This is a genomic window from Streptomyces sp. NPDC059582 (assembly GCF_042735715.1).
Taxonomy (GTDB): Bacteria; Actinomycetota; Actinomycetes; order Streptomycetales; family Streptomycetaceae; genus Streptomyces.
In genome coordinates, this window is the sequence record NZ_JBHWCC010000012.1 from 1 (window position 1) to 23,819 (window position 23,819).

Below are 23,819 nucleotides of genomic sequence, written 5' to 3' on the forward strand. Positions count from 1 at the left end.
GCCCCGGTCACTCGACCGGGGCCGCCGCTCTTCGTCCGCTGGATCCGCCGCTCCTGCTGGTCAGAGCAGCCCGTCCCACATCTGTTCCAGCAGTACCGACCACCAGCTCTCCGGCGAGCCGAGCGCCGCCGGGTCCAGCGAGACCAGCTGAGCCTGGAAGTCGACGGTCCAGCGGGCCGCCTGCTCCTGGTTCAGGCCGAAGCGCAGCCGCCACATCCGGCCGAGCAGCGCCAGACAGCGGGCGAACTCCGGCAGACCCGTGTTCACGAACTGCGGCGGCACCGACACACCGCCGGGCCCCGCCTCCACGGGCACGGCGACGATGTTCGCCGTGCCGTACTGCACACAGATCGCCTTGCCGAAGTCGCTGCCCATCACCAGGTACGAGCCCGCGTCCGGCGCCGGCTGCACACCGCGCTCCTGCGCCAGCTCCGCGAGGGTCGGCACCGGCCGTCCCGGCTGGGCCTGCGCCCAGAAGAACGGGCCCATGTCCGCCGGCAGACCCGCCACCACCAGCGTGTGCGCCACGACCGGCGGCACACCCTGCCGGGACACCGCGGCCTGCTCGAACCGGAAGACCCCCGGCCCGAACGCCGCCGCCAGCTCCTGCGCGACACCCTCGGGCGGGATCGGCGGCGCCGCCTGCACCGGCGGCAACGGCGCACGCACCGGTGCCGGGCGCGCGGGACCGTCCGCCACCTGGTGCAACTCGCCCTGATGCGCCAGTAGTTGCTGCATGCCCTGCTGCCGGCTCGCGTGATCCGTGCCGTACGGCGCGATGCTCGCGATCCGCGCCTGCGGCCACTGCTCACGGATCATCCGCGCGCAGTACGCACCCGGCAGCGCGCACGACTCCAGCTCCGTGTGGAGCTCCAGCACCTGGTCCGGCGGGACGTTCATGCCACGCAGCTCGTGGAAGATCTGCCACTCCGGGTGCGGCGTGCCCGGCGCGGAACGCCGGATCAGCTGCTGCTCGGATCCGTCCTGCGCGCGGTAGCGCAACACGGCCTGGTAACCCGGACCGACCGTGGGCTGCGCGGTGGGCGGCGGCACGGGCTGACCGGGCGGCGGCATGGCACCGGGCGGCACGGCGCCGGACGCCATCGGCTGAGGCACTCCCGGAGCCATGCCGGGGGCGCCGGGCATACCGGGAGCACCAGGCATACCGGGGGTGCCGGGCGCGGGCGGCGGGAACGCGCCGGGGGCCCCCACCGGGGGGCCGGCCAGCATGGTCTCCGCGTGGTGCACGGCACCCTGCCCGCCCCCTACGGAACCGGGAACACCCGGGGCGCCTGGAACACCCGGGGCGCCTGGAACTCCCGGGGCGGCGGGCGCACCCGGGAAACCGGGGACGCCGGGCGGGTTGGGCGCACCCGGAGCGCCGGGCGGATTCGGCGCGCCCGGAGCGGGAGGCACACCGGGGGTGCCCGGAGGCTGCGGCGCGGGCGGCATGCCCGGGCTGCCCGGAGGCTGCGGAGCGCCCGGAGCGCCCGGAGCGCCCGCGCCGATCCGGCCGGGGTCGGCCAGCATCGTGGCGGCGTGGTGGACACCTCCCGGCGGCGTACCGCCGGGCGCGCCCGGCGCGGGCGGCATCCCGGGAGCACCCGGCCCCTGGGGCCCGTCGGGCCCGAGCGCCGACACCAACTGCGTGGGCACGTAACCGCCCGCCGGAGTCCCCGGCGCGCCGGGACCGGACGGCGCGGCAGGCGGCGGGCCGTCCGGCCGCGCACCCGGAACGCCCGGAACGCCCGGCGGAGGCGGCGGCGCACCGGCGCCACCGCGCGCCCGACGCGGCGGCGCCGCCTTGCTGGTCGCGGCGTCGGCGATGTCCCCGGCGTTCGGCGGCAGCGGCCGGGGCGGACCCTGCGGGCTCCCGTACGAGGACGCACCCGGCGCGGGCGCACCCTGCGGACCACCCGCCGGCGGACCGGCCTGAGCACCCGGACCGCCGGGCGCACCCGGTCCCTGCGGATACCCGTACAGCGGGGCACCGGGCGGCGGAGGCGTGCCCGGAGCCGACTGCTGTCCCTGCGGATAGCCGTACGACTCGGCACCCGGCGGCGGCGGAGGCGTACCGCCCGGCACGGCCCCTGGCGCGGGGGCGCCCGGAGCCGACTGCTGTCCTTGCGGATACCCGTACGGCGCACCGGGCGCCCCCGGCGGGAACGAACTGTCGCGCACGGGCGTCACCGCCGTCGGCGGGAGCCGGCTGCCGCCCGACATCAGCGCCGTCTCGGCGTCCGGCCGCACCGTGGGCGGCGGGACGTCGTCGGCGCCGCTCAGCGGCGGCGCGAACACGGTCGCGGGCAGCGGCACGGAACGGTCGTCACCGGAGTCCCCGTTGGTGTCCGTACCCGCCCAGGGCGTCGCCCCCGCGGGCACACCGGGCGCTCCCGCGCCGTCGTCGCTCCCCGCCCCCGCGGCGGGCCACGACACCCCGCTGCCGGACGCGCCGCCCTGCGGGCCCTGCACGCCGGGCGCACTCGCCCCACCGCGCGCCGCCGCATGACCGGACGCACCACCGGACGCGGCCGCCGCCCCCGGCACCCCCACCTGAGTCTCCGGAAGCGGACTCCCGCCCCCGAAAGCCCCGTCGGAGCCACCGGCGGCCGCCCGGGCACCCTCGCCCCGGCGGTCCGGAATGCCCAGCTTGTCCGCCGCTTCCTGCAACCACTCCGGCGGACTCAACAAGAACGACGTCTGGTTCAGATCCACCCGCGCCGCGGGCGCCGGCACCGCATCGGCCACCGCGTCCTCGGCCCGGCCGTACTCCTCCTCGTACCGGCGGACCACCTCGCCCACCGGCAGCGCGGGCCACAACGTGGCCTCCCCGCTGTCCCGCGCGATCACCAGCCGCTGCGCGCCCCCGTCCGAACGCGGCCCGTCCGCGCGGTCCTCGGCCCACACCACGAACCCGAGCTCGAACTCCCGCACCCGCACCTCACGATGCTGGTACGCCGGAACGTCCCCGTTGACCCACTCTTCCGCGCGCTCCTGCGCCTGCGCGTACGTCACCATCGCCGAAGTCACTCCCCCACCGAAGCCGCTGACACGGCGGAATCCGCCGCGGACACCGGCACCGCCCGCGCGAACCCGCCGTCCACCATCAGGTTCGCCACCGTCTCCAACTCCGGCGGGCTGCCCGCGAGTCGCGACAGGAAGGCGTCGAAGTCCTCACCGCAGGGCAGCAGCAACCGCTCCACCCGCTCCGCCGGCGCCCACCCCGGATCCACGTCCCGCACGTCGTCGTACGCGCAGAACCACACCGAACCGATCCGGTCGCCCTTCGCCTTCACGGCCAGCAACCCGCCCTGCACGAAACCGACCCCCAGGAAATCCTTGGTCAGGTGGTCCCGCAGACACTTGTTCACATACACCAGGTCGTTGACCGCCGCCTCGTCCCGCACCGTGAAGAACGGCTGGTCGATCAGCAGCCCCAACTCCGCGTCCAGCGCGGTGCCCACCGGCGCACAGCCGCCGGCCGCCTTCAGGAACGACCGGTACGCACCCGGCAGCCGGTACCCCAGGTCCTCCTCGACCCCCTGCACCTGCTGCTCCGACACCGCGACACCCGACTTCGGCAGCCCGAAGTGCGCGGGCCGCGTCTCCTGCAACGGCCGCGTCCCCCGCTTCCCCTGGTCGACCACCGTCGTCGCGATCCCGGCGTGGTGCCGCAGCAACGCCTTCACCTCGACCGGAACCAGCTCCAGCCGCCGCGAACCCACCACGTGGTGCCACGTCCAGCCATGGGGCGTGGCCACGTCGGCCACCGTGTCCCACAGCTCGTGCCCCGACGCCGACAACGCCGCGTTCGCCGACACGTAGTCCGTCAGCCGCAACTCGTCGACCCCGAAACCCTCCGGCGGCTCCGCGATCTCCGCGGCGGCGCGCGCGTACGGCGAGAAGTCGGGATAACCGTGCTCGTCGACCTGCACCCCCCTCGGGTGGCGGGCGGCCCGGACCGGATCCGGAAAGTGCACGACCTGCCCGGCATAGGCCGCGTTCGGCGGCGCGGCTTGCCCGAGCCGACCTGTCGTCATGGCGGTTGCCCCCTGCGGCACTCTGTACGACCCCCAGCACTCCGGTTCCGCTCCCGGCTCCGGCGCACCACGGCCCGTATCGGACTGTCTCCTACGGTCTCCCACGCGCGTTGACCGCGCGCAGCACGGTGCCGACAGCCTATGCGGTACGGCGACACCGGTCACCGGGCCTCCACTTCCGTGACCAGCCGTCACCCCGCCGTGACAGCTCGCCCAGACCCGGGCGTGTCGCACCGCCCCAGCTTCCGCACCCGCCACGCGATTTGGCACCCTGGGTCCGCCGGGGGGATGCTCGGGAGGGGATGACGATCATGAACGCGACGCAAACGGGGCCGCAGGCCGGGCCACGCCCAGCCACGTCCGGGGACCCACGGGTGGGCTGGAGCGCCACCGAAACGGCCCAGGCGCCCACGCTCCACCACCGCCGCGACGGCATACTCCCCACCATCGCCGCCGCCCTCTCCGTACGCGGTGCCACCCTCACCGGCACCGCCGCCCGCGGCGACCAGCCCCCCGCCCTGCACCCCCTGGTCCAGGACTTCCTCGACACCCTCACCAGCGCCCAGCGCGACCGGTTCACCGGCCGCTGCGCCGAGGCACTGCTCATCTCCCGCCATCTCGGAGCCGCCGACGCCGCCCGCACCAAACGCGCCGCCCGCAAACCGATGACCAACGGCGAGGCCCGCAAGATCCTCAAGCAGGCCAAACTCACCGCCCGCCGCATCCGCGAGGACGGCGACCCCCTCCACGGCAGTTTCGCCGCGCCCTGCCGCGCCTGCACCGCCCTCAGCGCCCATTTCGGCGTCCGCATCGTCGACCCCACGGAAACCGTCGGCTGATCCCACTCCCCCTCCCCCACGCTCCCCCGCACCACCCCATGACCCCGACGAACGCAGGGCAGATGCATCCGGACCGCACCTCGACCACCCGTTTTCCCGTACCCGTCGACGCCGCCCTGCGCGCCGCCGGCTGGCAGCCCGGACGATGGGACATCAAACAGGCCGAGATCTGGGCCGACACCCTGCGTGAACACACCTCGCCCGCCGGACACCGCCACACCGTGTTCCCCGCCGCCGTGGAGGCCTGGGCCGAGTTCGGCGGCCTGCACATCACCCCCGCGGGCCCCGGCCGCCAGGTGACCCCCGCCTCACTCCACCTCGACCCCCTGCACGGCCTGCACATGGCCCGCACCCTCGGCGACCTCGGCCGCGCTCTCGACACCGAGGTCTGCCCCCTCGGCGCCGAGACCGACACCCAGGCCGTCCTCACCATCGACACCGAAGGCCGCGTCTACACCCTCGACCACACCGGCGACTGGTACCTCGGCCCCGACCTCGACCAGGCCCTCGCCGTCCTCGTCTGCGGCATCGAACCCGTCCGGCTCACCGCGGGGTGAACCGCTGCGCCGCCGCGACCGGCGGCACCGACGGGATCACCGCCGACACCCGGAAGCCGCCCGCGTTCGTCGGCCCCGACACGAACGCACCCCCGAGCGCCGCCACCCGCTCCTTCATCCCGACCAGCCCGTTGCCACCCGACGGCAACCGGGCCGACGACGCCGAGGACGCCTCCGACGGCGGCTCGTTCTCCACCTGCATCGCGATCTCCGACCGCCGATGCGCCAGCCGCACATACGTCTTCGCGCCCGCCGCGTGCTTGTGGACGTTCGTCAGCGCCTCCTGCACCACCCGGTACGCCGTCTGCTCCACCTCCGGCGGATACGACCGCGACTCGCCCTCCACCGACAGATCCACGACCATCCCCGCGGCCGCCGACTGCCCCACCAGCTCCTCCAGTTCCTCCAGGCACGGCCCCTCCGCCTCGTCGGCCGCCCGCGAGGCCGCCGCGGCCGCCGCCGCCCCCACCGCGGCCAACGGCACCGACGGACGCTCCCCCCGCCCCGCCGCACCGTCACCGCTGCGCAGCACCCCGAGCATCTCCCGCAGCTCGGTCAGCGCCTGCCGCCCCATGTCCCCGACCAGGGCGGCGTTGCGCACCGCCTTCTCCGGATCCTTCCGGGCCACCGCCTGGAGCGCGGCAGCGTGCACCACCATCAGGCTCACCCGGTGCGCGACGACGTCATGCATCTCCCGCGCGATCCGCGTCCGCTCCTCGTTACGCGCCCACTCCGCCCGCTCCTCCGCCCGCTCGGCCAGCAGCTGAAGCTCCCGCTCAAGGCTGTCGGCCCGCTCCCGCAGGCTCTCCATCAGCCGCCGCCGCGCCCCGACATACAGGCCCAGCAGCACGGGCGGCGCCGTCAGCCCCAGCGACGTCGTGATCGAAGCGAACGGGATGAACCAGTCACCCAGCGCGAAATCCCCCCGGGCCATGTCCTGGCGCACCCGCACCAGCATCACGATCAGCGTCCCCACCAGGGACATCCCCGCCAGCGAGGCGATGATCCGGCGGGGCAGCTCCGACGCGGCCAGCGTGTACAGCCCCACGATGCCCATCAGATAGCCCATCTGGGCCGGGGTGATCGCGATCGACACCAGCACGACGGCGATCGGCCACTTCCGCCGGATCAGCAGGACGGAACCGGCCAGCAGCCCGAACCCCACCCCCGCGGCCAACGGGATCCCCGCGTCCCGCCCGAATCGCACACCCTCGAACGCGCATTCCATCGCGGACACCGCCGCCAGCGCCCCGTCCAACGCGGCACTACGCCACCTCGCCCACCACCACGGCCCCGTGCGGGCCGCGGCGCGGTCTTCCCCCGTCGTGGTCATGTCCCCAGCCTACGGGCGGCGGGCCGGGCTTTTCCGGCGAGTTTCCACGACTGGCCTACACCACACCCCGCCATCGCACAGCAGCGAAACCCCCCGGTATTCCTCGAACTACTGAACCACCGAGCGTTCGACCCCGGAACCTCACATTCCGCTTGGACGGCATGCCTATGGCACATTCGGACGACGAGTACACGGACTTCGACGGGCCGCGGAAGCGGGCGGCCGCCCTGCGGCGGGCGGGACCCGGCCGACACCAGATCCGGAACCGGCCACACATCGACAGCATCGACAGCGAAGCCAGCGACGACATCCTCAACCGAGGCCGCCTGATCATCTACGTCATCAGCGGCGCCGCGTCGTACCGTCGCACGGAAGGCGCCTGGTACGGCATAGTGTTGGGTGCCAACTCGGCGACCTGACCAATTGTCTGGTTTAGCCGACATTGATCCCCCGTGGTGTAATTGGCAGCACTGTGGCTTTTGGTGCCATCTGTCCGGGTTCGAGTCCTGGCGGGGGAGCCTCAGCGAGGCGCGAGTTCGGGCCCTGACAGGACTGTCAGGGCCCGCTCTCATGTCTCTCACGAAACGCCCCGGTATCCTGCGGATGTCCCCACCCTCCACAGCCGAAGGGCAACCCCGTGAGCGCCATCCGCCCGGCCGCCGTCGTCGTACTCGCAGCGGGTGAGGGCACCCGTATGAAGTCGGCCACACCCAAGGTCCTGCACGACATCTGCGGCCGCAGCCTCGTGGGCCATGTGCTGGCCGCCGCCCGTGAGTTGAACCCCGAGAACCTCGTCGTCGTGGTCGGTCACGCCCGCGAGAAGGTCGCCGCGCATCTCACCGAGATCGACCCCAAGGCCCGTACGGCCGTCCAGGAGCAGCAGAACGGCACCGGCCACGCCGTCCGCATGGCGTTGGAGGAGCTGGGCGAGACGGTGGACGGGACCGTCGTGGTCGTGTGCGGCGACACCCCCCTGCTCTCCGGGGAGACCCTGCACCGGCTCGCCGCGACGCACGCCGAGGACGGCAACGCGGTGACCGTGCTGACGGCCGAGGTGCCGGACGCGACCGGGTACGGCCGCATCGTGCGCGAGGGCGCGTCGGGCGCCGTGACGGCGATCGTGGAGCACAAGGACGCCAGCGACTCGCAGCGGGCGATCCGGGAGATCAACTCGGGCGTCTTCGCGTTCGACGGCCGGCTGCTGGCCGACGCGCTGGGCAAGGTGCGTACGGACAACAGCCAGGGCGAGGAGTACCTGACGGACGTGCTCGGGATTCTGCGTGAGGCGGGTCACCGCGTGGGTGCCTCGGTCGCGCGGGACCACCGCGAGATCGTGGGCATCAACAACCGGGTGCAGCTCGCCGAGGCGCGCCGCATGCTCAACGACCGGTTGCTGACCGCGGCGATGCTCGGCGGGGTCACGGTGGTGGACCCGGCGACGACCTGGGTCGACGTCACGGTGACGTTCGGGCAGGACGTGATCGTGCACCCCGGCACGCAGCTCCAGGGCTCGACGCAGCTCGCCGAGGGTGCGGAGGTCGGCCCGAACAGCCGGCTGAAGGACACGAAGGTGGGCGCGGGGGCCCGGGTGGACAACACGGTGTCCGACGGGGCGACCGTGGGTCCGGGGGCCAGCGTGGGGCCGTACGCGTATCTGCGTCCGGGTACCCGGCTGGGCCCGAAGTCGAAGGTCGGCACGTACGTGGAGACGAAGAACGCGTCGATCGGCGAGGGGACGAAGGTGCCGCACCTGTCCTATGTCGGTGACGCGACGATCGGCGAGTTCACGAACATCGGTGCCGCGAGTGTCTTCGTGAACTACGACGGGCAGGACAAGCACCACACGACGGTCGGCGCGCACTGCCGTACCGGTTCGGACAACATGTTTGTGGCTCCCGTCACGGTCGGGGACGGTGCCTACACGGCCGCCGGCTCCGTGATCACGAAGGACGTGCCGCCCGGCTCGCTGGCCGTGGCCCGTGGCCAGCAACGGAATATCGAGGGTTGGGTGGCCCGCAAGCGTCCGGGGAGCGCGGCGGCGAAGGCGGCCGAGACGGCTTCCCGGGAGCCGGCCGGCGAAAGCTGACCGGAAACGGGTGCGTCTGGGACGGCGTACCGTGATAAGTGCACACCCGCACCCCACCAGCTGAGACGGCCGTTCATAGTCAGCTGAGCAGGCCTCTCGACACCCAGCTGAGACACCTCTGAGGAGACAGTGCTGTGACCGGGATCAAGACGACCGGCGAGAAGAAGATGATGTTCTTCTCCGGCCGCGCCCACCCCGAGCTTGCCGAGGAGGTCGCCCAGCAGTTGGGTGTCGGGGTTGTCCCGACGAAGGCCTTCGACTTCGCGAACGGGGAGATCTACGTCCGCTACCAGGAGTCGGCACGTGGCGCGGACTGCTTCCTGATCCAGAGCCACACGGCTCCGATCAACAAGTGGATCATGGAGCAGCTGATCATGATCGACGCGCTGAAGCGCGCGTCGGCCCGCTCCATCACGGTCATCGTGCCGTTCTACGGTTACGCGCGGCAGGACAAGAAGCACCGTGGCCGTGAACCGATTTCGGCGCGTCTGATCGCGGACCTGATGAAGACGGCGGGTGCCGACCGCATCCTCACCGTCGATCTGCACACCGACCAGATCCAGGGCTTCTTCGACGGGCCCGTCGACCATCTGTTCGCGCTGCCGCTGCTCGCGGACTACGTGGGCCGGAAGGTGGACCGCTCCAAGCTCACCGTCGTCTCGCCGGACGCCGGCCGGGTGCGGGTGGCGGACCGTTGGTGCGACCGGCTCGGTGCGCCGCTGGCCATCGTGCACAAGCGGCGCGACAAGGACGTGGCGAACCAGGTGACCGTCCACGAGGTCGTGGGTGAGGTCGAGGGCCGCGTCTGTGTCCTGGTCGACGACATGATCGACACGGGCGGGACGATCTGCGCCGCCGCGGACGCGCTGTTCGCGCACGGCGCGGAGGACGTCATCGTGACGGCGACGCACGGTGTGCTGTCGGGACCGGCGGCGGACCGGCTGAAGAACTCTCAGGTCAGCGAGTTCGTGTTCACCAACACCCTCCCGACGCCGGGTGAGCTGGAGGTGGACAAGATCACGGTGCTGTCCATCGCGCCGACGATCGCGAACGCGGTGCGCGAGGTGTTCGAGGACGGTTCGGTGACGAGCCTGTTCGACGAGCAGTAGGCAGCGGCGTCGTAAAGATCCTTTTGGGTACGGCCTCCCTGTCCGAGTAGACTGTCGAAGTTGCTCGGCGAGGGAGGCCGTTCTCCGTTCTCATGCGGGGAGTTCGGCTGTCCGTTATCGACGCGCTCTTCGTAGCAGGCCGTTCGTGGCCGGGTGACCACGTCCGCCTTTCTGACACTACGAGGAGTGATCATGTCCGAGGTCAAGATCTCCGCCGAGACCCGTACCGAGTTCGGCAAGGGTGCCGCCCGCCGTATCCGCCGTGACCACAAGGTTCCCGGTGTGCTGTACGGCCACGGTTCGGACCCGATCCACCTGACGCTGCCGGGCCACGACCTGCTGCTGGCGCTGCGTACGTCGAACGTCCTGATCTCCCTGGACATCGACGGCAAGTCCAACGAGCTGGCGATCCCGAAGGCCGTCCAGCGCAACGCCGTGCGGGGCGACCTGGAGCACGTCGACCTTCAGCTCGTGAAGCGTGGCGAGAAGGTCAACGTCGAGATCCCGGTGCACGCCGAGGGCGAGCTGGCCGCCGGCGGCAACCTGCTGGAGCACGTGCTCAACGCGCTGCCGGTCGAGGCCGAGGCCACCCACATCCCCGAGTCGCTCACGGTGTCCGTCGAGGGCCTGGAGGCCGGTGCCTCCGTCCTCGCCAAGGACATCACCCTGCCGTCCGGCGTGAAGCTGGCCGTCGAGGACGACACCGTCGTCCTCCAGGTGCTGGCCGCGCAGGCGGAGGAGGCGCCCGAGGGTGCCGAGGGTGAGGGCGACGAGGCCGCCGAGGCCTGATCCTCGCCGTCGTCGTTTTCTCGTCAGCCGCTGTTCCCTTCAGGGTTCTGAAATGGGGGCAGCGGCTGGCGCGTATCCAAGGAGACATGCACGTGACGACCGACACCAACGCCCCCTGGCTGATCGTGGGGCTGGGCAATCCCGGGCCGGAGTACGCGATGAACCGGCACAACGTGGGGTTCATGGTGGCCGATCTGCTGGCCGAGCGGATCGGGGGGAGGTTCAAGCGGGCGAGCAAGGCGCAGGCCCAGGTCGTCGAGGGCCGGATCGGTCCGCCGGGTCCGGCGAACCGGCGGGTGATCCTGGCGAAGCCGATGTCGTTCATGAACCTGTCGGGCGGCCCGGTGAACGCGTTGCGGGACTTCTACAAGGTTCCGCTCGCGAACGTGGTCGCGGTCCATGACGAACTGGACATCGACTACGGGGTGCTGCGGCTGAAGTCGGGCGGCGGTGACAACGGGCACAACGGGCTGAAGTCGATGACGAAGGCGATGGGCGCGGACTATCACCGGGCGCGGTTCGGGATCGGCCGGCCGCCGGGGCGGATGCAGGTGGCGGACTTCGTGCTGAAGGACTTCTCATCGGCGGAGCGCAAGGAACTGGACTACTTCGTGGACCGGGCGGCGGACGCGGTGGAGTGTCTGGTCATCGAGGGGCTGGAGCGGGCTCAGTCGACGTACAACTCGTAGCGGGCGTACGGCTCGTAGCGTGCGTACGACTCGTAGCGGACACATCGCCCGTAGCGGATGCGCGTCGCATGGCGGACACACCGCCTGTAGCGGACGTATGACTCCACGCCACGAACCGCATTGACTTTCCGCAAGGCGATGGCCAAGGATCGCGGCCATGCCCTCTGCCGTCCCGTCCACTCAAGGTGCCCAAGCCGTCATGCGGTTCGGGCGGTTCGCGGCGATGGGCACGGTCGCCGTGCTGATCCTCATCGCGGGGGTGTGGGCGTCCTGGGCGACAGCCCAGCACGTGATGCTGACGAAGGGCCGGGAGAGCGGCACGGTCCGGATCACCGGCTGCGGCGCGGACACGTGCACCGGCCCGTACACCCCGCTGTCGCCCGGGTCGACGGCCCGCGGAGCGGTCGTCATCAGGAAGTCGGTCGCGGTCCGCAAGGGACAGACGTACGACGTCGTGGTGAAACCGGACGGGGACGAGGTGGTCCGCTCGGGGCCGGCCGGAGTGCTCTACGCGTGGGTCCCGCTGGGCGGCGCGCTGCTGCTCGCCTCGGTGGTGGTCGCGGGCGGGCTGCGGCGGACGCGGGTGGCGTGGGTGATGGCGGGGGCGGGGGCCCTGCTGCTGACGACCGCGTTCGTGGCGGTGCAGTAGGCGCGGACGGCCGCGCGGGTACGGATGCGCCGCGGCCCCGGCCCCGGCGGAACCGCGGACTCCCGGGACCGGATGTCCGGACGTACCGGTGCCCCCGGCCCGTGCGGGCTCGGGGGCACCGGTGTGCGCGGAGGCGGAGGTCAGCCGGTGTTGCGCAGGCCGGCCGCCACGCCGTTGACCGTCAGCAGCAGGGCCCGGGCCAGCAACGGGTCGGGCTGCTCGCCGGCCTCGGCGGCGTCGCGCTGCCGCTTGAGCAGGGTGACCTGGAGGTAGGAGATCGGGTCGAGGTAGGCGTCACGGATGGTGAACGTCTGCTTCAGCACCGGCGTCGCGTCGAGCAGTTCCCGCTCGCCCGTGATGCGCAGCACCTCGCGGACGGTGAGTTCGTGCTCGGCCCTGATGGTGTCGAAGACGTGCTTGAGCTCGTCCGGGACCAGGGTGTCGACGTAGTGCCGGGCGATCCGCAGGTCGGTCTTCGCGAGGGTCATCTCGACGTTGGAGATGAAGTTGCGGAAGAAGTGCCACTGCTCGTGCATCTCGTCGAGCACGGTGTCTCCTTCCTGCCGCAGGCCTGCCTCGCGCAGCGCCTTCAGACCGGAGCCGACGCCGTACCAGCCGGGGACGATCTGCCGGGACTGGGTCCAGCCGAACACCCACGGGATGGCACGCAGACCGCCGAGCCCGGCGCCGGAGTCGGGCCGGCGGGAGGGACGCGAGCCCAGGTGGAGGTCGGCGAGCTGGTCCACCGGGGTCGAGGCGAAGAAGTACGCCGGCAGGTCCGGGTCGTCGACCAGGCCGCGGTAGGCGGCCTCGGCCGCGTTGGACACCACGTCCATCGCGGCGTCCCAGCGGGCCAGCGCCTCCCCCGACTGGCGGGGGGCGGTGTGCAGCGCGGAGGCCTGGAGGGTGGCCGCGACGGTCAGCTCCAGGTTCTCCCGGGCGAGGGAGGGGATCAGGTACTTGTCGGAGATGACCTCGCCCTGCTCGGTCACCTTGATCTCGCCCTCCAGGGTGCCCCAGGGCTGGGCGAGGATCGCGTCGTGCGAGGGGCCACCGCCGCGGCCGACGGTGCCGCCGCGGCCGTGGAAGAGGCGCAGCCGGACGCCGTAGCGGTGGGCGACGTCCCGCAGCCGGCGCTGTGCGCGGTGGATCTCCCACTGCGAGGTGGTGATGCCGCCGAACTTGGAGGAGTCGGAGTAGCCGAGCATGACCTCCTGGACGTCCCCGCGCAGCGCGACCAGGCGCCGGTAGGAGGGGTCGGAGAGCATGTCCTCCAGGATCGTGTCGGCGGCCTTCAGCTCGTCGGTGGTCTCCAGCAGCGGCACGATGCCGATCCTGGCCCAGCCGCCGTGCAGGTCGATCAGACCGGCCTCGCGGGCCAGGACGGCGGCGGCGAAGACGTCGTCGGCGCCCTGGCACATGGAGATGATGTACGACTCGACGACCTCGGGGCCGAACACCTCCAGGGCCCGCTTGACCGTCTGGAAGACGCCGAGGGTCTTCGCGCCGGCCGCGTCCACCGGCGCCGGGGTCGAGGCCAGCGGGCGGCGCGAGCGCAGCTCCTTGGCCAGCAGCTTCGTCCGGTAGACGCGCGGCATGTCCGCGTACCGCCAGGACTCCTCACCGAGGCGGTCGAACAGCTGGCCGAGGGCGTGGTGGTGGGCGTCGGCGTGCTCTCGGACGTCCATGGTGGCGAGCTGGAGGCCGAAGGCGGCCAGCGTCCTGATGGTGCGGTCCATGCGGCCGTCGGCGAACAGGGCGCCGCGGTGTTCGCGCAGCGAGGTCTGGATCAGCGTCAGGTCGTGCAGCAGCTCGGCGGTGCCCAGGTAGTCGTGGCCGGGGTCGTGGGGCGTCCCCTTGGCCAGACGCTGCTTGGTGTTCTCCAGCTTCTGCCGGATGCAGGTGGCCTTGAGCCGGTAGGGCTCCTCGGCGTTGAGCCGCTTGTAGCGGGGGCTGATCTCGGGCAGCCGTTCGAGGTCGGTCCGGAGGGACTCCAGGAGCTCCTCGGTGGCGCCGGTGTAGCGGATGGAGTTCGACAGGAAGCCGCGCAGCTCGTCGATCATCTCCAGGGCGTCGTTGATGCCGTGCTCGTGCTGGAGGATCAGCACCTCCCAGGTGACCTCGGGGGTCACGTTGGGGTTGCCGTCGCGGTCGCCGCCGATCCAGGTGCCGAAGGTGAGCGGGCGGGAGTCGTCGGGGAGGCTGACGCCGACGCGCTCCAGCTCCGCCGTGAGGTCCTCCAGGACGTCACCGACGGCGCCCGCGTGCAGCTCGTCCAGGTAGTAGATGGCGTTACGGGCCTCGTCGGCGGGCTCGGGGCGCACGACGCGCAGCTCGTCCGTCTGCCACACCAGGTCGATGTTCTCGGCCAGCCGCGTGTCGTGGCGGCGCCGGTCGGACTCGATGACCGGGCTCTCCAGGAGCGCGGCGATGCGCCGGAGCTTGTTCAGCACCGACCGGCGCGCGGCCTCGGTCGGGTGCGCCGTGAAGACGGGACGCACGTTGAGGTGCTTGACCGTCTCGCGCAGGTGGTCCGGGTCGGCGTCCTTCAGCCGGTCGGCCGTACGGGCGAGGAGGCCGCCCTCGGCGGCGCGGCGGGCGCGCAGCTCGCGACCACGGTGCACCTGTTCGGTGACGTTGGCCAGGTGGAAGTACGTGGAGAAGGCGCGGACCAGCTTGGCGGCGGTGTCCAGCTCGATGCCGCGCAGCAGCTCGGCGGCGGCCTCGCCGTCCTCGCGGGTGAGGCGGCGGACCTTCTCGACCAGGTCGAGGAGCTCGGGGCCCTCCTGCCGGACGAGGGTCTCGCCGAGGAGGTCACCCAGCCGGCGGATGTCGGCGCGCAGCTCACTGCCGGTCGTCGTGGTCTGGTCGTCGGCACTGCTCACAGGTGCGGCTCCTTGCAGTGTTGAAGCTCGTCTGGGAGGGAACCCGGAGGAACGTCTCGCGCGGCGGCTGCCGCATACGGGCCGGGCATCCGGGAATGAATCAGAGCGGACCGCGCTGTCCGACCGACTCCAAGGATAGGTGTCGACGCGGACGCGCAGGCTGTCGGGCTCTTGCCGCCGGGCGGCGCGCTGCCATACTTGCGACGCCGTAGGTTACGGAACCGTAGGAAGCACCGCACAGTTCCGTCGACGCCGCACCCCTCCACCCTCGACCCCACAGGGGACGCCCATGACCACCCGCCCCGACGTGATCAAAGACGCCCCGCAGGCGCCTGTGCCCGCCGCCACTCTGGGCGGCGAGCGAAAGGGCTCGATCGAGCAGCTCACCCTGTTGCTGTTCATCGTCGTCCCGTTCCTCGCGCTCCTCGCCACGGTGCCGCTGGCCTGGGGCTGGGGAGTGAGCTGGCTGGACATCGGTCTGCTGGTCTTCTTCTACTACCTGGGGTGCCACGGCATCACGATCGGTTTCCACCGTCACTTCACGCACGGTTCCTTCAAGGCCAAGCGGCCCCTGAAGATCGCTCTGGCGATCGCGGGGTCGATGGCGGTGGAGGGCCCCCTGGTCCGCTGGGTCGCGGACCACCGCAAGCACCACAAGTTCTCCGACGCCGAGGGCGACCCGCACTCCCCCTGGCGCTACGGCGAGACGGTCCCGGCCCTGATGAAGGGCCTGTGGTGGGCGCATATCGGCTGGATGTTCGACGAGGAGCGGACCCCGCAGGACAAGTACGCACCGGACCTGGTCAACGACCGGACGCTGCGGGCGATCTCCCGGCAGTTCATCCTCTGGACGCTGCTGTCGCTGGCGCTGCCGGCGCTGATCGGCGGCCTGGTGACCATGTCCTGGTGGGGCGCGTTCACCGGCTTCTTCTGGGGTTCGCTGGTCCGGGTGGCACTGCTGCACCACGTCACCTGGTCGATCAACTCGATCTGCCACGCGGTCGGCAAGCGCCCGTTCAAGTCCCGGGACCGCTCGGGCAACGTGTGGTGGCTGGCCGTACTGTCCTGCGGTGAGTCCTGGCACAACCTGCACCACGCCGACCCCACCTCCGCACGGCACGGCGTGGAGCGCGGGCAGCTGGACTCCTCCGCACGCCTGATCCGCTGGTTCGAGCAGCTGGGCTGGGCGTCCGACGTGCGGTGGCCGTCACGCTCGCGTATCGATTCGCGCCGCAGGACGGGGGAGGACGGCTCCCGACAGGGGACGGCGACCGCCGACGCGGCATGATTGACGGCGTGGCGACCGATCCCAGCAGCACCCCCAGCAATGAGAAGCCCCGGCGCGCTCGTCGCACCCGTATGACCGGTGCCGAGCGCCGCCAGCAGCTGCTGGAGATCGGTCGCACGCTGTTCGCCGCGAAGGGCTTCGAGGGCACGTCGGTGGAGGAGATCGCGGCGAAGGCCGGGGTGTCCAAGCCGGTGGTGTACGAGCACTTCGGCGGCAAGGAGGGCCTGTACGCGGTCGTCGTGGACCGGGAGATGCGGCGTCTGCTGGACATGGTGACCGGCTCGCTCACCGCGGGTCACCCCCGTGAGCTGTGCGAACAGGCCGCGTTCGCTCTGCTGGACTACATCGAGGAGTACACGGACGGCTTCCGCATCCTGGTCCGTGACTCCCCCATCCCCCAGTCGACGGGCTCCTTCGCCTCGCTGATCTCGGACATCGCCACCCAGGTGGAGGACATCCTGGGCCGCGAGTTCAAGAGCCGCGGTTTCGACCCGAAACTGGCCCCCCTCTACGCCCAGGCCCTGGTCGGCATGGTCGCCCTGACCGGCCAGTGGTGGCTGGACGTGCGCCGCCCGAAGAAGGCGGAGGTCGCGGCACACCTGGTGAACCTGGCGTGGCACGGCCTGGACGGGCTGGAGGCCAAGCCCCGGCTGATAGGGCATCGCAAGAGCTGAGACAGCCGCGTTCTCACCCGGTCGGCTCAAGGAACTCCAGCCGGTTGCCCACCGGGTCCCGCGAAAAGAAGCGCCGGTGGCCCGGCAGGTCGCCGTCCCAGGTGACCGGCGCGCCGTGCGCCGCCAGCCGGGCCGCGTACGCCTCGATCCCGGTGACCCGCAGACCGGGGTGGGCCTTGCGGGCGGGGCGGAAGTCCGGCTCGACGCCGAGGTGGAGCTGCACGGGACCGGCCTGGAACCAGCAGCCGCCGCGCGCGGCCAGTGCCGGCGGCTTGGGGATCTCGGTCATCCCGAGAGCGTCGGCGTAGTACGTGCGGAGCAGGTCCTCGGAGCCGGGCGGAGCGGCGAGCTGGACGTGGTCGACGCCGGTCAGCACGGCTCAGGCCTCCTTGCGTGCGACGGCGAAGATACGGCGGAACGGGAACGGGGTGCCGTGGGCGCCCGCCGGATAGGCCTCGCGCAGGGCGGCCCGGTACCCGTCGAGGAACTCCTCGCGGGCCCCCGGGTCGTCGGCGAGTGCGGTGAGGACCGGCCGCAGCCCGGTGCCCTTCACCCAGTCGAGGACGGGGTCGGCACCGGTCAGCAGATGGACGTACGTCGTCTCCCAGACGTCCGCCGCGCAGCCGAGGTCGGCCAGGTGTTCCAGGTAGGCCACCGGGGCGAGGACGGCGTCGTCGTGGCGCAGGGTCCCGGCGAGGCGGTCCCGCCAGCGGGCGGAGCCGGCCAGGTCGCGCAGCAGCCGGTGGCTGGGGGCGTCGAAGTTGCCGGGCACCTGGAAGGCGAAGGTGCCGCCGGGCGCGAGGGCGGCGACCCAGTCGCCGAACCGGCCGACGTGTCCGGGCACCCACTGCAAGGTGGCGTTGCTGATGATCAGGTCGTACGTCTCCGGGGGCGTCCAGGTGCGCACGTCGGCGTGGGCGAAGTCGAGGCGGCCGCCGGCCGGGGTGGGGCCCGCGTGGTCCACGTCGGCCTTGTCGAGCATCTCCGGCGAGTTGTCGTAGCCGGTGATGTGCGCGGCGGGCCAGCGCTCGGCGAGGTGGACCGTGACGTTGCCGGGGCCGCAGCCGAGGTCGGCGATCCGGGGCCGGTCGCCGGGGAGGTCCGGGACGCGGGCGAGCAGGTCGGCGAAGGGGCGGGCGCGGTGGCCGGCGTGACGCAGGTACTGGGCGGGATCCCAGGTGGGGCTGGTGGCAGGCATGGGCGGGCCTCCTCGGAAGTCACCGGGTGCGCGGTCGCCGGTCGACGGGTGCGCGCTCGACGGCCGTCGGACGCACGGTCGACGGCCACCGAGAGTGGTCGATCTCCAGACTGCCCTCCGAGATATCTTGACGTCAAGAGACTTCATGTCGACACAACCATTACACTGATCGTCATGGAGGACGAGGTCGATCGGCTGGTCGCAGCGTGGCGCCGGGAGCGCCCGGACCTCGACGTGGAGCCGCTCGAGGTGCTCAGCCGGGTGAGCAGGCTCGCCCGGCACCTGGACCGCGCGCGTCGCCTCGCGTTCTCCGAGCACAGCCTGGAGCCCTGGGAGTTCGACGTCCTGACCGCGCTCAGGCGCGCCGGAGCCCCGTACCAACTCTCGCCGGGGCAGCTGCTCACCCAGACCCTCGTCACCTCCGGCACCATGACCAACCGCATCGACCGGCTGACGAAGAAGGGCCTGGTGGAGCGGCTGCCGGACCCCAGTGACCGTCGTGGTGTGCTGGTGCGGCTGACGGACGAGGGCCAGGACCGCGCGGACCAGGCCCTCGCCGGACTCCTCGACCAGGAACGGGCGATCCTCGCGGAGCTCTCCCGCGCCCAGCGCGGCGAACTTGCCGGACTGCTGCGCCAGTTGACCGCGCCGTTCGACAACATCCCCGGCTAGGGCCCGTCGTCGGGCGACATCAGGCGTCGTCCGACGCCAGGGGCGTACGTCCGGGTACTGGCCGCGTCAGGCGCCCTGGTCAGGCGCTGCTGCTCTCCTCCACCCCGATCCGCCCGGCGGAGCCCAGGTCGACCGGTCCGACCCCGGCGCGTCGCGCGAGGGCGACGGCGGCGAGGGTGGAGTGCACGCCCAGCTTGCCCAGGACGTTCTGCATATGGGTGCGCACGGTGTGCGGGGAGAGGAACAGGCGCTCGGCGACGGCCTTGCGGCCCAGGCCCGCGACCATGCAGCGCAGCACCTCCCGCTCGCGCGGGGTGAGGGACTCCACCAGCCGCTCGCTCTCGGTGCGGTGCTTGCGGGCGGCGGTCAACTCGCGCAGGACGCCGGTGAGCAGGGCCGGCGGCAGATGCGTCTCGTCGCGCAGCACTCCGCGGATCACGGTCAGCAGCCGGGACAGCGAGCAGTCCTTGGCGACCCAGCCGGAGGCCCCGGCCTGGAGGGCCAGCGCGGCCCGCCGCGGGTCGTCCTTCTCGGCCAGGACGACCGTGCGCACATGAGGCTGGCCGGAACGGACCCCGGCGACCAGGGATATCCCGTCGACGAGCCCGTCCTCACCCACCTCCTGCACGGGTACCGCAGGACGCACGCCCGGCGCGTTGCCGCCCAGATCGGCGTCGACGAGCAGCACGTCGTACCTGCGCCCCTCGGCGGCCGCGCGCTCCAGGCTGCGCAGTGCCGCCGGGCCGCTGCCGGCCGCGGAGACGTCGACGTCCGGCTCCGCCGCCAGTGCCGCGGCGAGCGACTCGGCGAAGATACGGTGATCGTCGACGACCAGGACTCGGATACGAACCACGAAACCCCCTTCCCCAAGCTCCCGAAGAGCAGGGGACACCCCACCGTCCGGAGGACGCCGACCGGTGCGGGTACGACGCCCGGGGTCGGCGCCACCGCTCGGCCGCCGCCGTGCGGAAACTGCTACCCCCGATGCGGGCGTCGTACCCGACTGTCTCGCCCCCTGATCAGCACCGGCCCCCACCGGTGCTGTTCAACAGAGTACGGCCGGGGGCCCGCAGCGGAAGGTGATTTGCAGAACTGGTTGGCCAGGGCGTTTATGGTGTGCCGCATGTTTCGTATTGAGGCGGAAGTCGACAAAGAGCGGCGCGATCTGCTCCGTAAGCGCCTGCGCGACACGAACACGGCGGCCTCCCCGGTCCTGCGCGCGCTGCGCGGCACCCCTGACGAACGCGAACTCCCGCTGCACATCTGGGCGTCGGACACCGCGGGTGACCTGGCCGGCGGCCTGGTCGGCCACACCTGGACGGCCTGGCTGCACGTCACCTACCTGTGGGTCGACGAACGCCACCGGGGGACGGGGCTCGGCTCCCTGCTGCTGGAGCGGGCGGAGCGGATCGCGCGTGAACAGCGCGCGTGCCGGTCGGCGCGGGTGGAGACCTGGGACTTCCAGGCGCCCGAGTTCTACCGGAAGCGGGGGTACGAGGTGGTGTGCGTGATTCCCGACTACCCGCCGGGGATCACGGAGTACACGCTGACGAAGCGGCTCGGCTGAGCCCTCCCCCGGGCGGGCTCGGCTGAGCCCTCCCCCGGGCGCGGCTCAGCCGGATGCCGGACCCAGCCCCCGGGGGGCGTCTGACGGGATGTGCTGCACGGCGCCCCGGGTGGGGCGCCGTACGCAGAACCGGGACCATCGCGCGGGCCGGACAGGGCCCGGAGTACGGGCCCCCGGGGTTCAGGACAGGCGGGTGGCGCCCGCCGACGGGACTGCCTCGAAGACCCGCGGCGCGGTGAAGCCGGCGGTGGCGAAGGCGTTCTCGACCGCCTTGGTGACCGTCGCCACGTCCGCCTCCTCGACCAGGACGATCGCCGAGCCGCCGAAGCCGCCCCCGGTCATGCGGGCGCCCAGCGCGCCGGCAGAAAGCGCGGTGTCGACGACCAGGTCCAACTCCGGGCAGGAGACGCGGAAGTCGTCGCGCAGGGAGGCGTGGCCCTCGGTGAGGACGGGGCCGATGGCGTGGGTGTCGCCGGCCCGCAGCAGGGCCACGACGCGCTCCACCCGCTCGTCCTCGGTGACGACATGGCGCACCAGCCGGCGCACCTCCTCCTCGTCGCCGAGCCGCTCCAGCTCCGTGTCCAGATCGGCGTACGCGACGTCCCGCAGGGCGTCGACGCCGAGCAGCGCGGCGCCCTTCTCGCAGCCGGCGCGGCGCTTGCCGTACTCGCCGCCGCTGTGGGCGTGCTTGACCTGGGTGTCGACGACCAGCAGACGCATGCCCTCGGCGGCCAGGTCGAAGGGGATCTGCCGCTGGGACAGGTCGCGGGTGTCCAGGAACAGGGCGTGGCCGGCCTCGCAGCAGGCCGACGCGGTCTGGTCCATGATGCCGGTGGGCGCGCCGACGTAGACGTTCTCGGCGCGCTGGCACAGGCGGGCCAGCTGCCAGCGCTGGAGGCCGAGTTCGTACAGGTCGTTCAGGGCCAGCGCGACGACGACCTCCAGGGCCGCCGAGGAGGACAGGCCCGCGCCCGACGGGACGGTCGAGGCGAGGTGGACGTCGGCTCCGGTGACGGCGTGGCCGGCCTCGCGCAGCGCCCAGACCACGCCCGCCGGGTACGCCGTCCAGTTCTTGTCGCTCCCCGGCGCGAGGTCGTCCAGGGTGAGTTCGACGACGCCGCCCTCGACGTCCGCCGAGTGCAGCCGCAGGACGCCGTCGGTACGCCGGGAGACCGCCGCGACCGCGGTGTGCGGCAGCGCGAAGGGCATGACGAAGCCGTCGTTGTAGTCGGTGTGCTCGCCGATGAGGTTGACCCGGCCCGGCGCCGACCACACCCCCTCCGGCTCGGCGCCGTACAACTCGGCGAAGCCGTCCCTGACCTGAACCCGCTGTGCCCCCACTACCACTACCGCTCCTTTGCGCTGCTTGCGATGTACTGCGCGAACTCCCACGCGTCCGCGACGATCCCCGCGAGGTCCGCGCGGGACGGCTGCCAGCCCAGCTTCTCGCGGGCGGTGGCGGCGGACGCCACCAGGACCGCGGGGTCGCCGCCCCGGCGCGGCGCGACCACCTCGGGGATCGGGTGGCCGGTGACCTGGCGGACCGTCTCGATGACCTCACGGACGGAGAAGCCGTTGCCGTTGCCGAGGTTGCAGATCAGGTGCTCGCCGGGCTGCGCGGCCCGCACGGCCAGCAGGTGGGCCTCCGCCAGGTCCGCGACGTGGATGTAGTCGCGCACGCAGGTGCCGTCCGGGGTCGGGTAGTCGTCGCCGAAGACCGAGATCGCGTCACGGCGGCCCTGCGCGACCTGGAGGACGAGGGGGATCAGGTGGGACTCGGGGTCGTGGCGCTCGCCCTGCGCGCCGTAGGCGCCGGCCACGTTGAAGTAGCGCAGGGAGACCGCGCCCAGGCCGTGGGCGGCCGCCTCGCCGGTGATCATGTGGTCGACGGCGAGCTTCGAGGCGCCGTACGGCGAGGTCGGGGCCGTCGGGTCGGTCTCGGTGATCGGGGTGTCGACCGGCTCGCCGTAGGTGGCCGCCGTGGAGGAGAAGACGAGCTTGCGCACGCCCGCGTCGCGCATCGCGCCGAGCAGCGCCATCGTGCCGCCGACGTTGTTGTCCCAGTACTTCTCCGGCTTCACGACCGACTCGCCGACCTGGGAGAAGGCCGCGAAGTGCAGGACGGCGTCGTAGGAGGAGTCCAGCCACTTGGCGGCGTCGCGGATGTCGCCCTCGACGAAGGCGGCACCGGCCGGCACGCCCTCGCGGAAGCCGGTCGAGAGGTTGTCGAGGACGGTGACCTCGTGGCCGGCCTCCAGCAGATGCTGGGCGACCACGCTGCCGACGTACCCCGCGCCACCGGTGACCAGGTACTTCCCACTCATGAACTCGCTACCTCTCGCAGTCGCTCGGCCGCGCGCTCCGGCGGCACGTCGTTGATGAACACGTTCATGCCGGACTCGGAACCCGCGAGAAACTTCAGCTTGCCGGAAGTGCGGCGGATGGTGAAAAGCTCGAGGTGAAGCGCGAAATCGTCGCGGCCGACCCCGTCGAACTCCTCCAGCGCGCCGAACGGTGCCTGGTGCCAGGCAGCGATGTAGGGCGTCGGAGGCTCACCCACCTCCCCGAAGATCCGGTCGAAGCGCCTCAAGACTTCCAGATAAACCTGGGGGAACTCTGTGCGGGCCCCCTCGTCGAGCGCGAGCAGGTCGGGGACCCGGCGCTTGGGGTACAGGTGGACCTCGTACGGCCAGTGCGCCGCGTACGGCACGAAGGCCGCCCAGTGTTCACTCTCAAGGACGACCCGCTCGTCGGCGAGTTCACGCTCCAGGACGGCGTCGAAGAGGTTCTCGCCGCCCGTGGCCTCCTTGTGCGCGGCCAGTTGGCGCAACATCAGGGCGGTGCGGGGGGTGGTGAAGGGGTACGCGTAGATCTGCCCGTGCGGATGGCCGAGGGTCACTCCGATCTCGGCACCGCGGTTCTCGAAGCAGAACACCTGCTCCACGGAGGGTAGATGCGACAGCTCGGACGTCCGGTCGGTCCACGCGTCCAGCACCAGTCGCGCCTGCTCCTCGGTGAGGTCGGCGAAGGAAGCGTTGTGGTCCGAGGTGAAGCAGACGACCTCGCAGCGGCCGGAGTCGCCGGCCAGCGAGGGGAAACGGTTCTCGAAGACGACGACGTCGTACGACGAGTCCGGGATCTCGCTCAGCCGGTCGCCCCGGGAGGGGCACAACGGGCACTCGTCGGCCGGGGGGTGGTAGGTGCGGCCCTGGCGGTGCGAGGCGACGGCGACCGAGTCGCCGAGCAGGGCGTCCCTGCGTACTTCCGAAGTGGTGACCGTGGGATCCAGCGGACGCCGGTCCACGGCGTCGCGCACCGTGTCGTCCCGCAGGTCGTAGTAGATCAGCTCACGACCGTCGGCCAGCCGGGTCGAGGTCTTCTTCACCACGGCACTCCATCCGTACACCTAGCGAAGCTTCAAACAGAACCGAACACATCAAAGCA

General features: G+C 72.0%; 22 protein-coding genes and 1 tRNA gene. 13 read left to right on the forward strand and 10 right to left on the reverse strand.

Going from position 1 to position 23,819, the window contains the following annotated elements:
- Positions 1-60 precede the first annotated feature (60 nt).
- Positions 61-3,018, reverse strand: a complete 2,958-nt coding sequence (locus ACFV0T_RS13320; protein ID WP_385778085.1) for an SUKH-4 family immunity protein — start codon at positions 3,016-3,018, stop codon at positions 61-63.
- An 8-nt stretch (positions 3,019-3,026) separates the two neighbouring features.
- Entirely contained in the window at positions 3,027-4,040 is a 1,014-nt protein-coding gene (locus tag ACFV0T_RS13325) for an SMI1/KNR4 family protein (protein WP_385777798.1), read from the reverse strand.
- A 302-nt stretch (positions 4,041-4,342) separates the two neighbouring features.
- Between ACFV0T_RS13325 and ACFV0T_RS13330 the strand changes: the two genes are divergently transcribed.
- Together ACFV0T_RS13330 and ACFV0T_RS13335 are read left to right on the forward strand one after the other, a co-directional pair.
- The gene (locus ACFV0T_RS13330; RefSeq protein WP_385777801.1) at positions 4,343-4,879 is read left to right on the forward strand and encodes a YwqJ-related putative deaminase; all 537 of its coding nucleotides are present in this window, start codon (positions 4,343-4,345) and stop codon (positions 4,877-4,879) included.
- 62 nt (positions 4,880-4,941) lie between these two features.
- The gene (locus tag ACFV0T_RS13335) at positions 4,942-5,436 is read left to right on the forward strand and encodes an SUKH-3 domain-containing protein (RefSeq protein ID WP_385778087.1); all 495 of its coding nucleotides are present in this window, start codon (positions 4,942-4,944) and stop codon (positions 5,434-5,436) included.
- Here the strand turns inward: ACFV0T_RS13335 and ACFV0T_RS13340 are convergent.
- Positions 5,423-6,769 carry a sensor histidine kinase gene (locus ACFV0T_RS13340; protein ID WP_385777804.1) on the reverse strand — a complete coding sequence of 449 codons (1,347 nt, stop codon included), beginning with the start codon at positions 6,767-6,769 and terminating at the stop codon, positions 5,423-5,425. The two genes, ACFV0T_RS13335 and ACFV0T_RS13340, sit on opposite strands and share 14 nt — an antisense overlap.
- 161 nt (positions 6,770-6,930) lie before the next feature.
- Between ACFV0T_RS13340 and ACFV0T_RS13345 the strand changes: the two genes are divergently transcribed.
- The 7 genes from ACFV0T_RS13345 to ACFV0T_RS13375 all read left to right on the forward strand — a co-directional run bounded on the left by ACFV0T_RS13345 (position 6,931) and on the right by ACFV0T_RS13375 (position 12,091).
- Entirely contained in the window at positions 6,931-7,188 is a 258-nt protein-coding gene (locus tag ACFV0T_RS13345) for a hypothetical protein (RefSeq protein WP_385777807.1), read from the forward strand.
- 27 nt (positions 7,189-7,215) lie between these two features.
- A tRNA-Gln gene (locus ACFV0T_RS13350) sits at positions 7,216-7,287 on the forward strand.
- 119 nt (positions 7,288-7,406) lie between these two features.
- On the forward strand, positions 7,407-8,855 hold the full coding sequence (glmU, locus tag ACFV0T_RS13355) for a bifunctional UDP-N-acetylglucosamine diphosphorylase/glucosamine-1-phosphate N-acetyltransferase GlmU (protein WP_385777810.1): 1,449 nt from the start codon (positions 7,407-7,409) through the stop codon (positions 8,853-8,855).
- Between the two features lie 134 nt (positions 8,856-8,989).
- A complete protein-coding gene (locus tag ACFV0T_RS13360; RefSeq protein ID WP_385777813.1) occupies positions 8,990-9,964 on the forward strand; it encodes a ribose-phosphate diphosphokinase in 975 nt (324 codons plus the stop codon).
- 192 nt (positions 9,965-10,156) lie between these two features.
- Positions 10,157-10,753 (forward strand): 50S ribosomal protein L25/general stress protein Ctc, encoded by a 597-nt coding sequence (locus ACFV0T_RS13365; RefSeq protein WP_385777816.1) that lies wholly within the window; start codon positions 10,157-10,159, stop codon positions 10,751-10,753.
- 86 nt (positions 10,754-10,839) lie between these two features.
- Positions 10,840-11,442, forward strand: coding sequence for an aminoacyl-tRNA hydrolase (pth, locus tag ACFV0T_RS13370; RefSeq protein ID WP_385777818.1), 603 nt, complete (start codon positions 10,840-10,842; stop codon positions 11,440-11,442).
- A 157-nt stretch (positions 11,443-11,599) separates the two neighbouring features.
- On the forward strand, positions 11,600-12,091 hold the full coding sequence (locus ACFV0T_RS13375) for a hypothetical protein (protein ID WP_385777821.1): 492 nt from the start codon (positions 11,600-11,602) through the stop codon (positions 12,089-12,091).
- A gap of 140 nt (positions 12,092-12,231) precedes the next feature.
- On the opposite strand, the gene ppc is transcribed toward ACFV0T_RS13375, so the two are convergent.
- Entirely contained in the window at positions 12,232-14,976 is a 2,745-nt protein-coding gene (gene ppc / locus ACFV0T_RS13380; protein ID WP_385777824.1) for a phosphoenolpyruvate carboxylase, read from the reverse strand.
- 289 nt (positions 14,977-15,265) lie between these two features.
- Here ppc and ACFV0T_RS13385 point away from each other — a divergent pair, with 289 nt between their 5' ends.
- Together ACFV0T_RS13385 and ACFV0T_RS13390 are read left to right on the forward strand one after the other, a co-directional pair.
- Complete coding sequence (locus tag ACFV0T_RS13385; protein ID WP_385777827.1) at positions 15,266-16,264, forward strand: acyl-CoA desaturase; 999 nt, start codon at positions 15,266-15,268, stop codon at positions 16,262-16,264.
- Complete coding sequence (locus ACFV0T_RS13390) at positions 16,261-16,938, forward strand: TetR/AcrR family transcriptional regulator (RefSeq protein WP_351144349.1); 678 nt, start codon at positions 16,261-16,263, stop codon at positions 16,936-16,938. Before ACFV0T_RS13385 ends, ACFV0T_RS13390 begins: the two co-directional genes overlap by 4 nt.
- Before the next feature lie 13 nt (positions 16,939-16,951).
- Here ACFV0T_RS13390 and ACFV0T_RS13395 read toward each other — a convergent pair whose 3' ends face one another.
- Both ACFV0T_RS13395 and ACFV0T_RS13400 read right to left on the reverse strand, forming a co-directional pair.
- Positions 16,952-17,314, reverse strand: coding sequence for a VOC family protein (locus tag ACFV0T_RS13395; RefSeq protein WP_385777830.1), 363 nt, complete (start codon positions 17,312-17,314; stop codon positions 16,952-16,954).
- Positions 17,315-17,317: 3 nt separating this feature from the next.
- Entirely contained in the window at positions 17,318-18,136 is an 819-nt protein-coding gene (locus tag ACFV0T_RS13400; RefSeq protein WP_385777832.1) for a trans-aconitate 2-methyltransferase, read from the reverse strand.
- Between the two features lie 174 nt (positions 18,137-18,310).
- Between ACFV0T_RS13400 and tamR the strand changes: the two genes are divergently transcribed.
- Positions 18,311-18,808: a MarR family transcriptional regulator TamR gene (gene tamR, locus ACFV0T_RS13405; protein ID WP_385777834.1), complete on the forward strand. Its 498-nt coding sequence runs from the start codon at positions 18,311-18,313 to the stop codon at positions 18,806-18,808.
- A gap of 79 nt (positions 18,809-18,887) precedes the next feature.
- On the opposite strand, the gene ACFV0T_RS13410 is transcribed toward tamR, so the two are convergent.
- The gene (locus ACFV0T_RS13410; RefSeq protein ID WP_385777836.1) at positions 18,888-19,661 is read right to left on the reverse strand and encodes a LuxR C-terminal-related transcriptional regulator; all 774 of its coding nucleotides are present in this window, start codon (positions 19,659-19,661) and stop codon (positions 18,888-18,890) included.
- 258 nt (positions 19,662-19,919) lie between these two features.
- On the opposite strand from ACFV0T_RS13410, the gene ACFV0T_RS13415 reads away from it, so the two are divergent.
- Complete coding sequence (locus ACFV0T_RS13415; RefSeq protein WP_385778089.1) at positions 19,920-20,375, forward strand: GNAT family N-acetyltransferase; 456 nt, start codon at positions 19,920-19,922, stop codon at positions 20,373-20,375.
- A 180-nt stretch (positions 20,376-20,555) separates the two neighbouring features.
- On the opposite strand, the gene galK is transcribed toward ACFV0T_RS13415, so the two are convergent.
- The 3 genes from galK to galT are packed head-to-tail and all read right to left on the reverse strand — an operon-like array spanning position 20,556 to position 23,760.
- Positions 20,556-21,716: a galactokinase gene (gene galK / locus ACFV0T_RS13420; protein WP_385777837.1), complete on the reverse strand. Its 1,161-nt coding sequence runs from the start codon at positions 21,714-21,716 to the stop codon at positions 20,556-20,558.
- A gap of 5 nt (positions 21,717-21,721) precedes the next feature.
- The gene (galE, locus tag ACFV0T_RS13425; protein ID WP_385777839.1) at positions 21,722-22,699 is read right to left on the reverse strand and encodes a UDP-glucose 4-epimerase GalE; all 978 of its coding nucleotides are present in this window, start codon (positions 22,697-22,699) and stop codon (positions 21,722-21,724) included.
- Positions 22,696-23,760, reverse strand: coding sequence for a galactose-1-phosphate uridylyltransferase (gene galT, locus ACFV0T_RS13430; protein ID WP_385777841.1), 1,065 nt, complete (start codon positions 23,758-23,760; stop codon positions 22,696-22,698). Before galT ends, galE begins: the two co-directional genes overlap by 4 nt.
- Positions 23,761-23,819 lie beyond the last annotated feature (59 nt).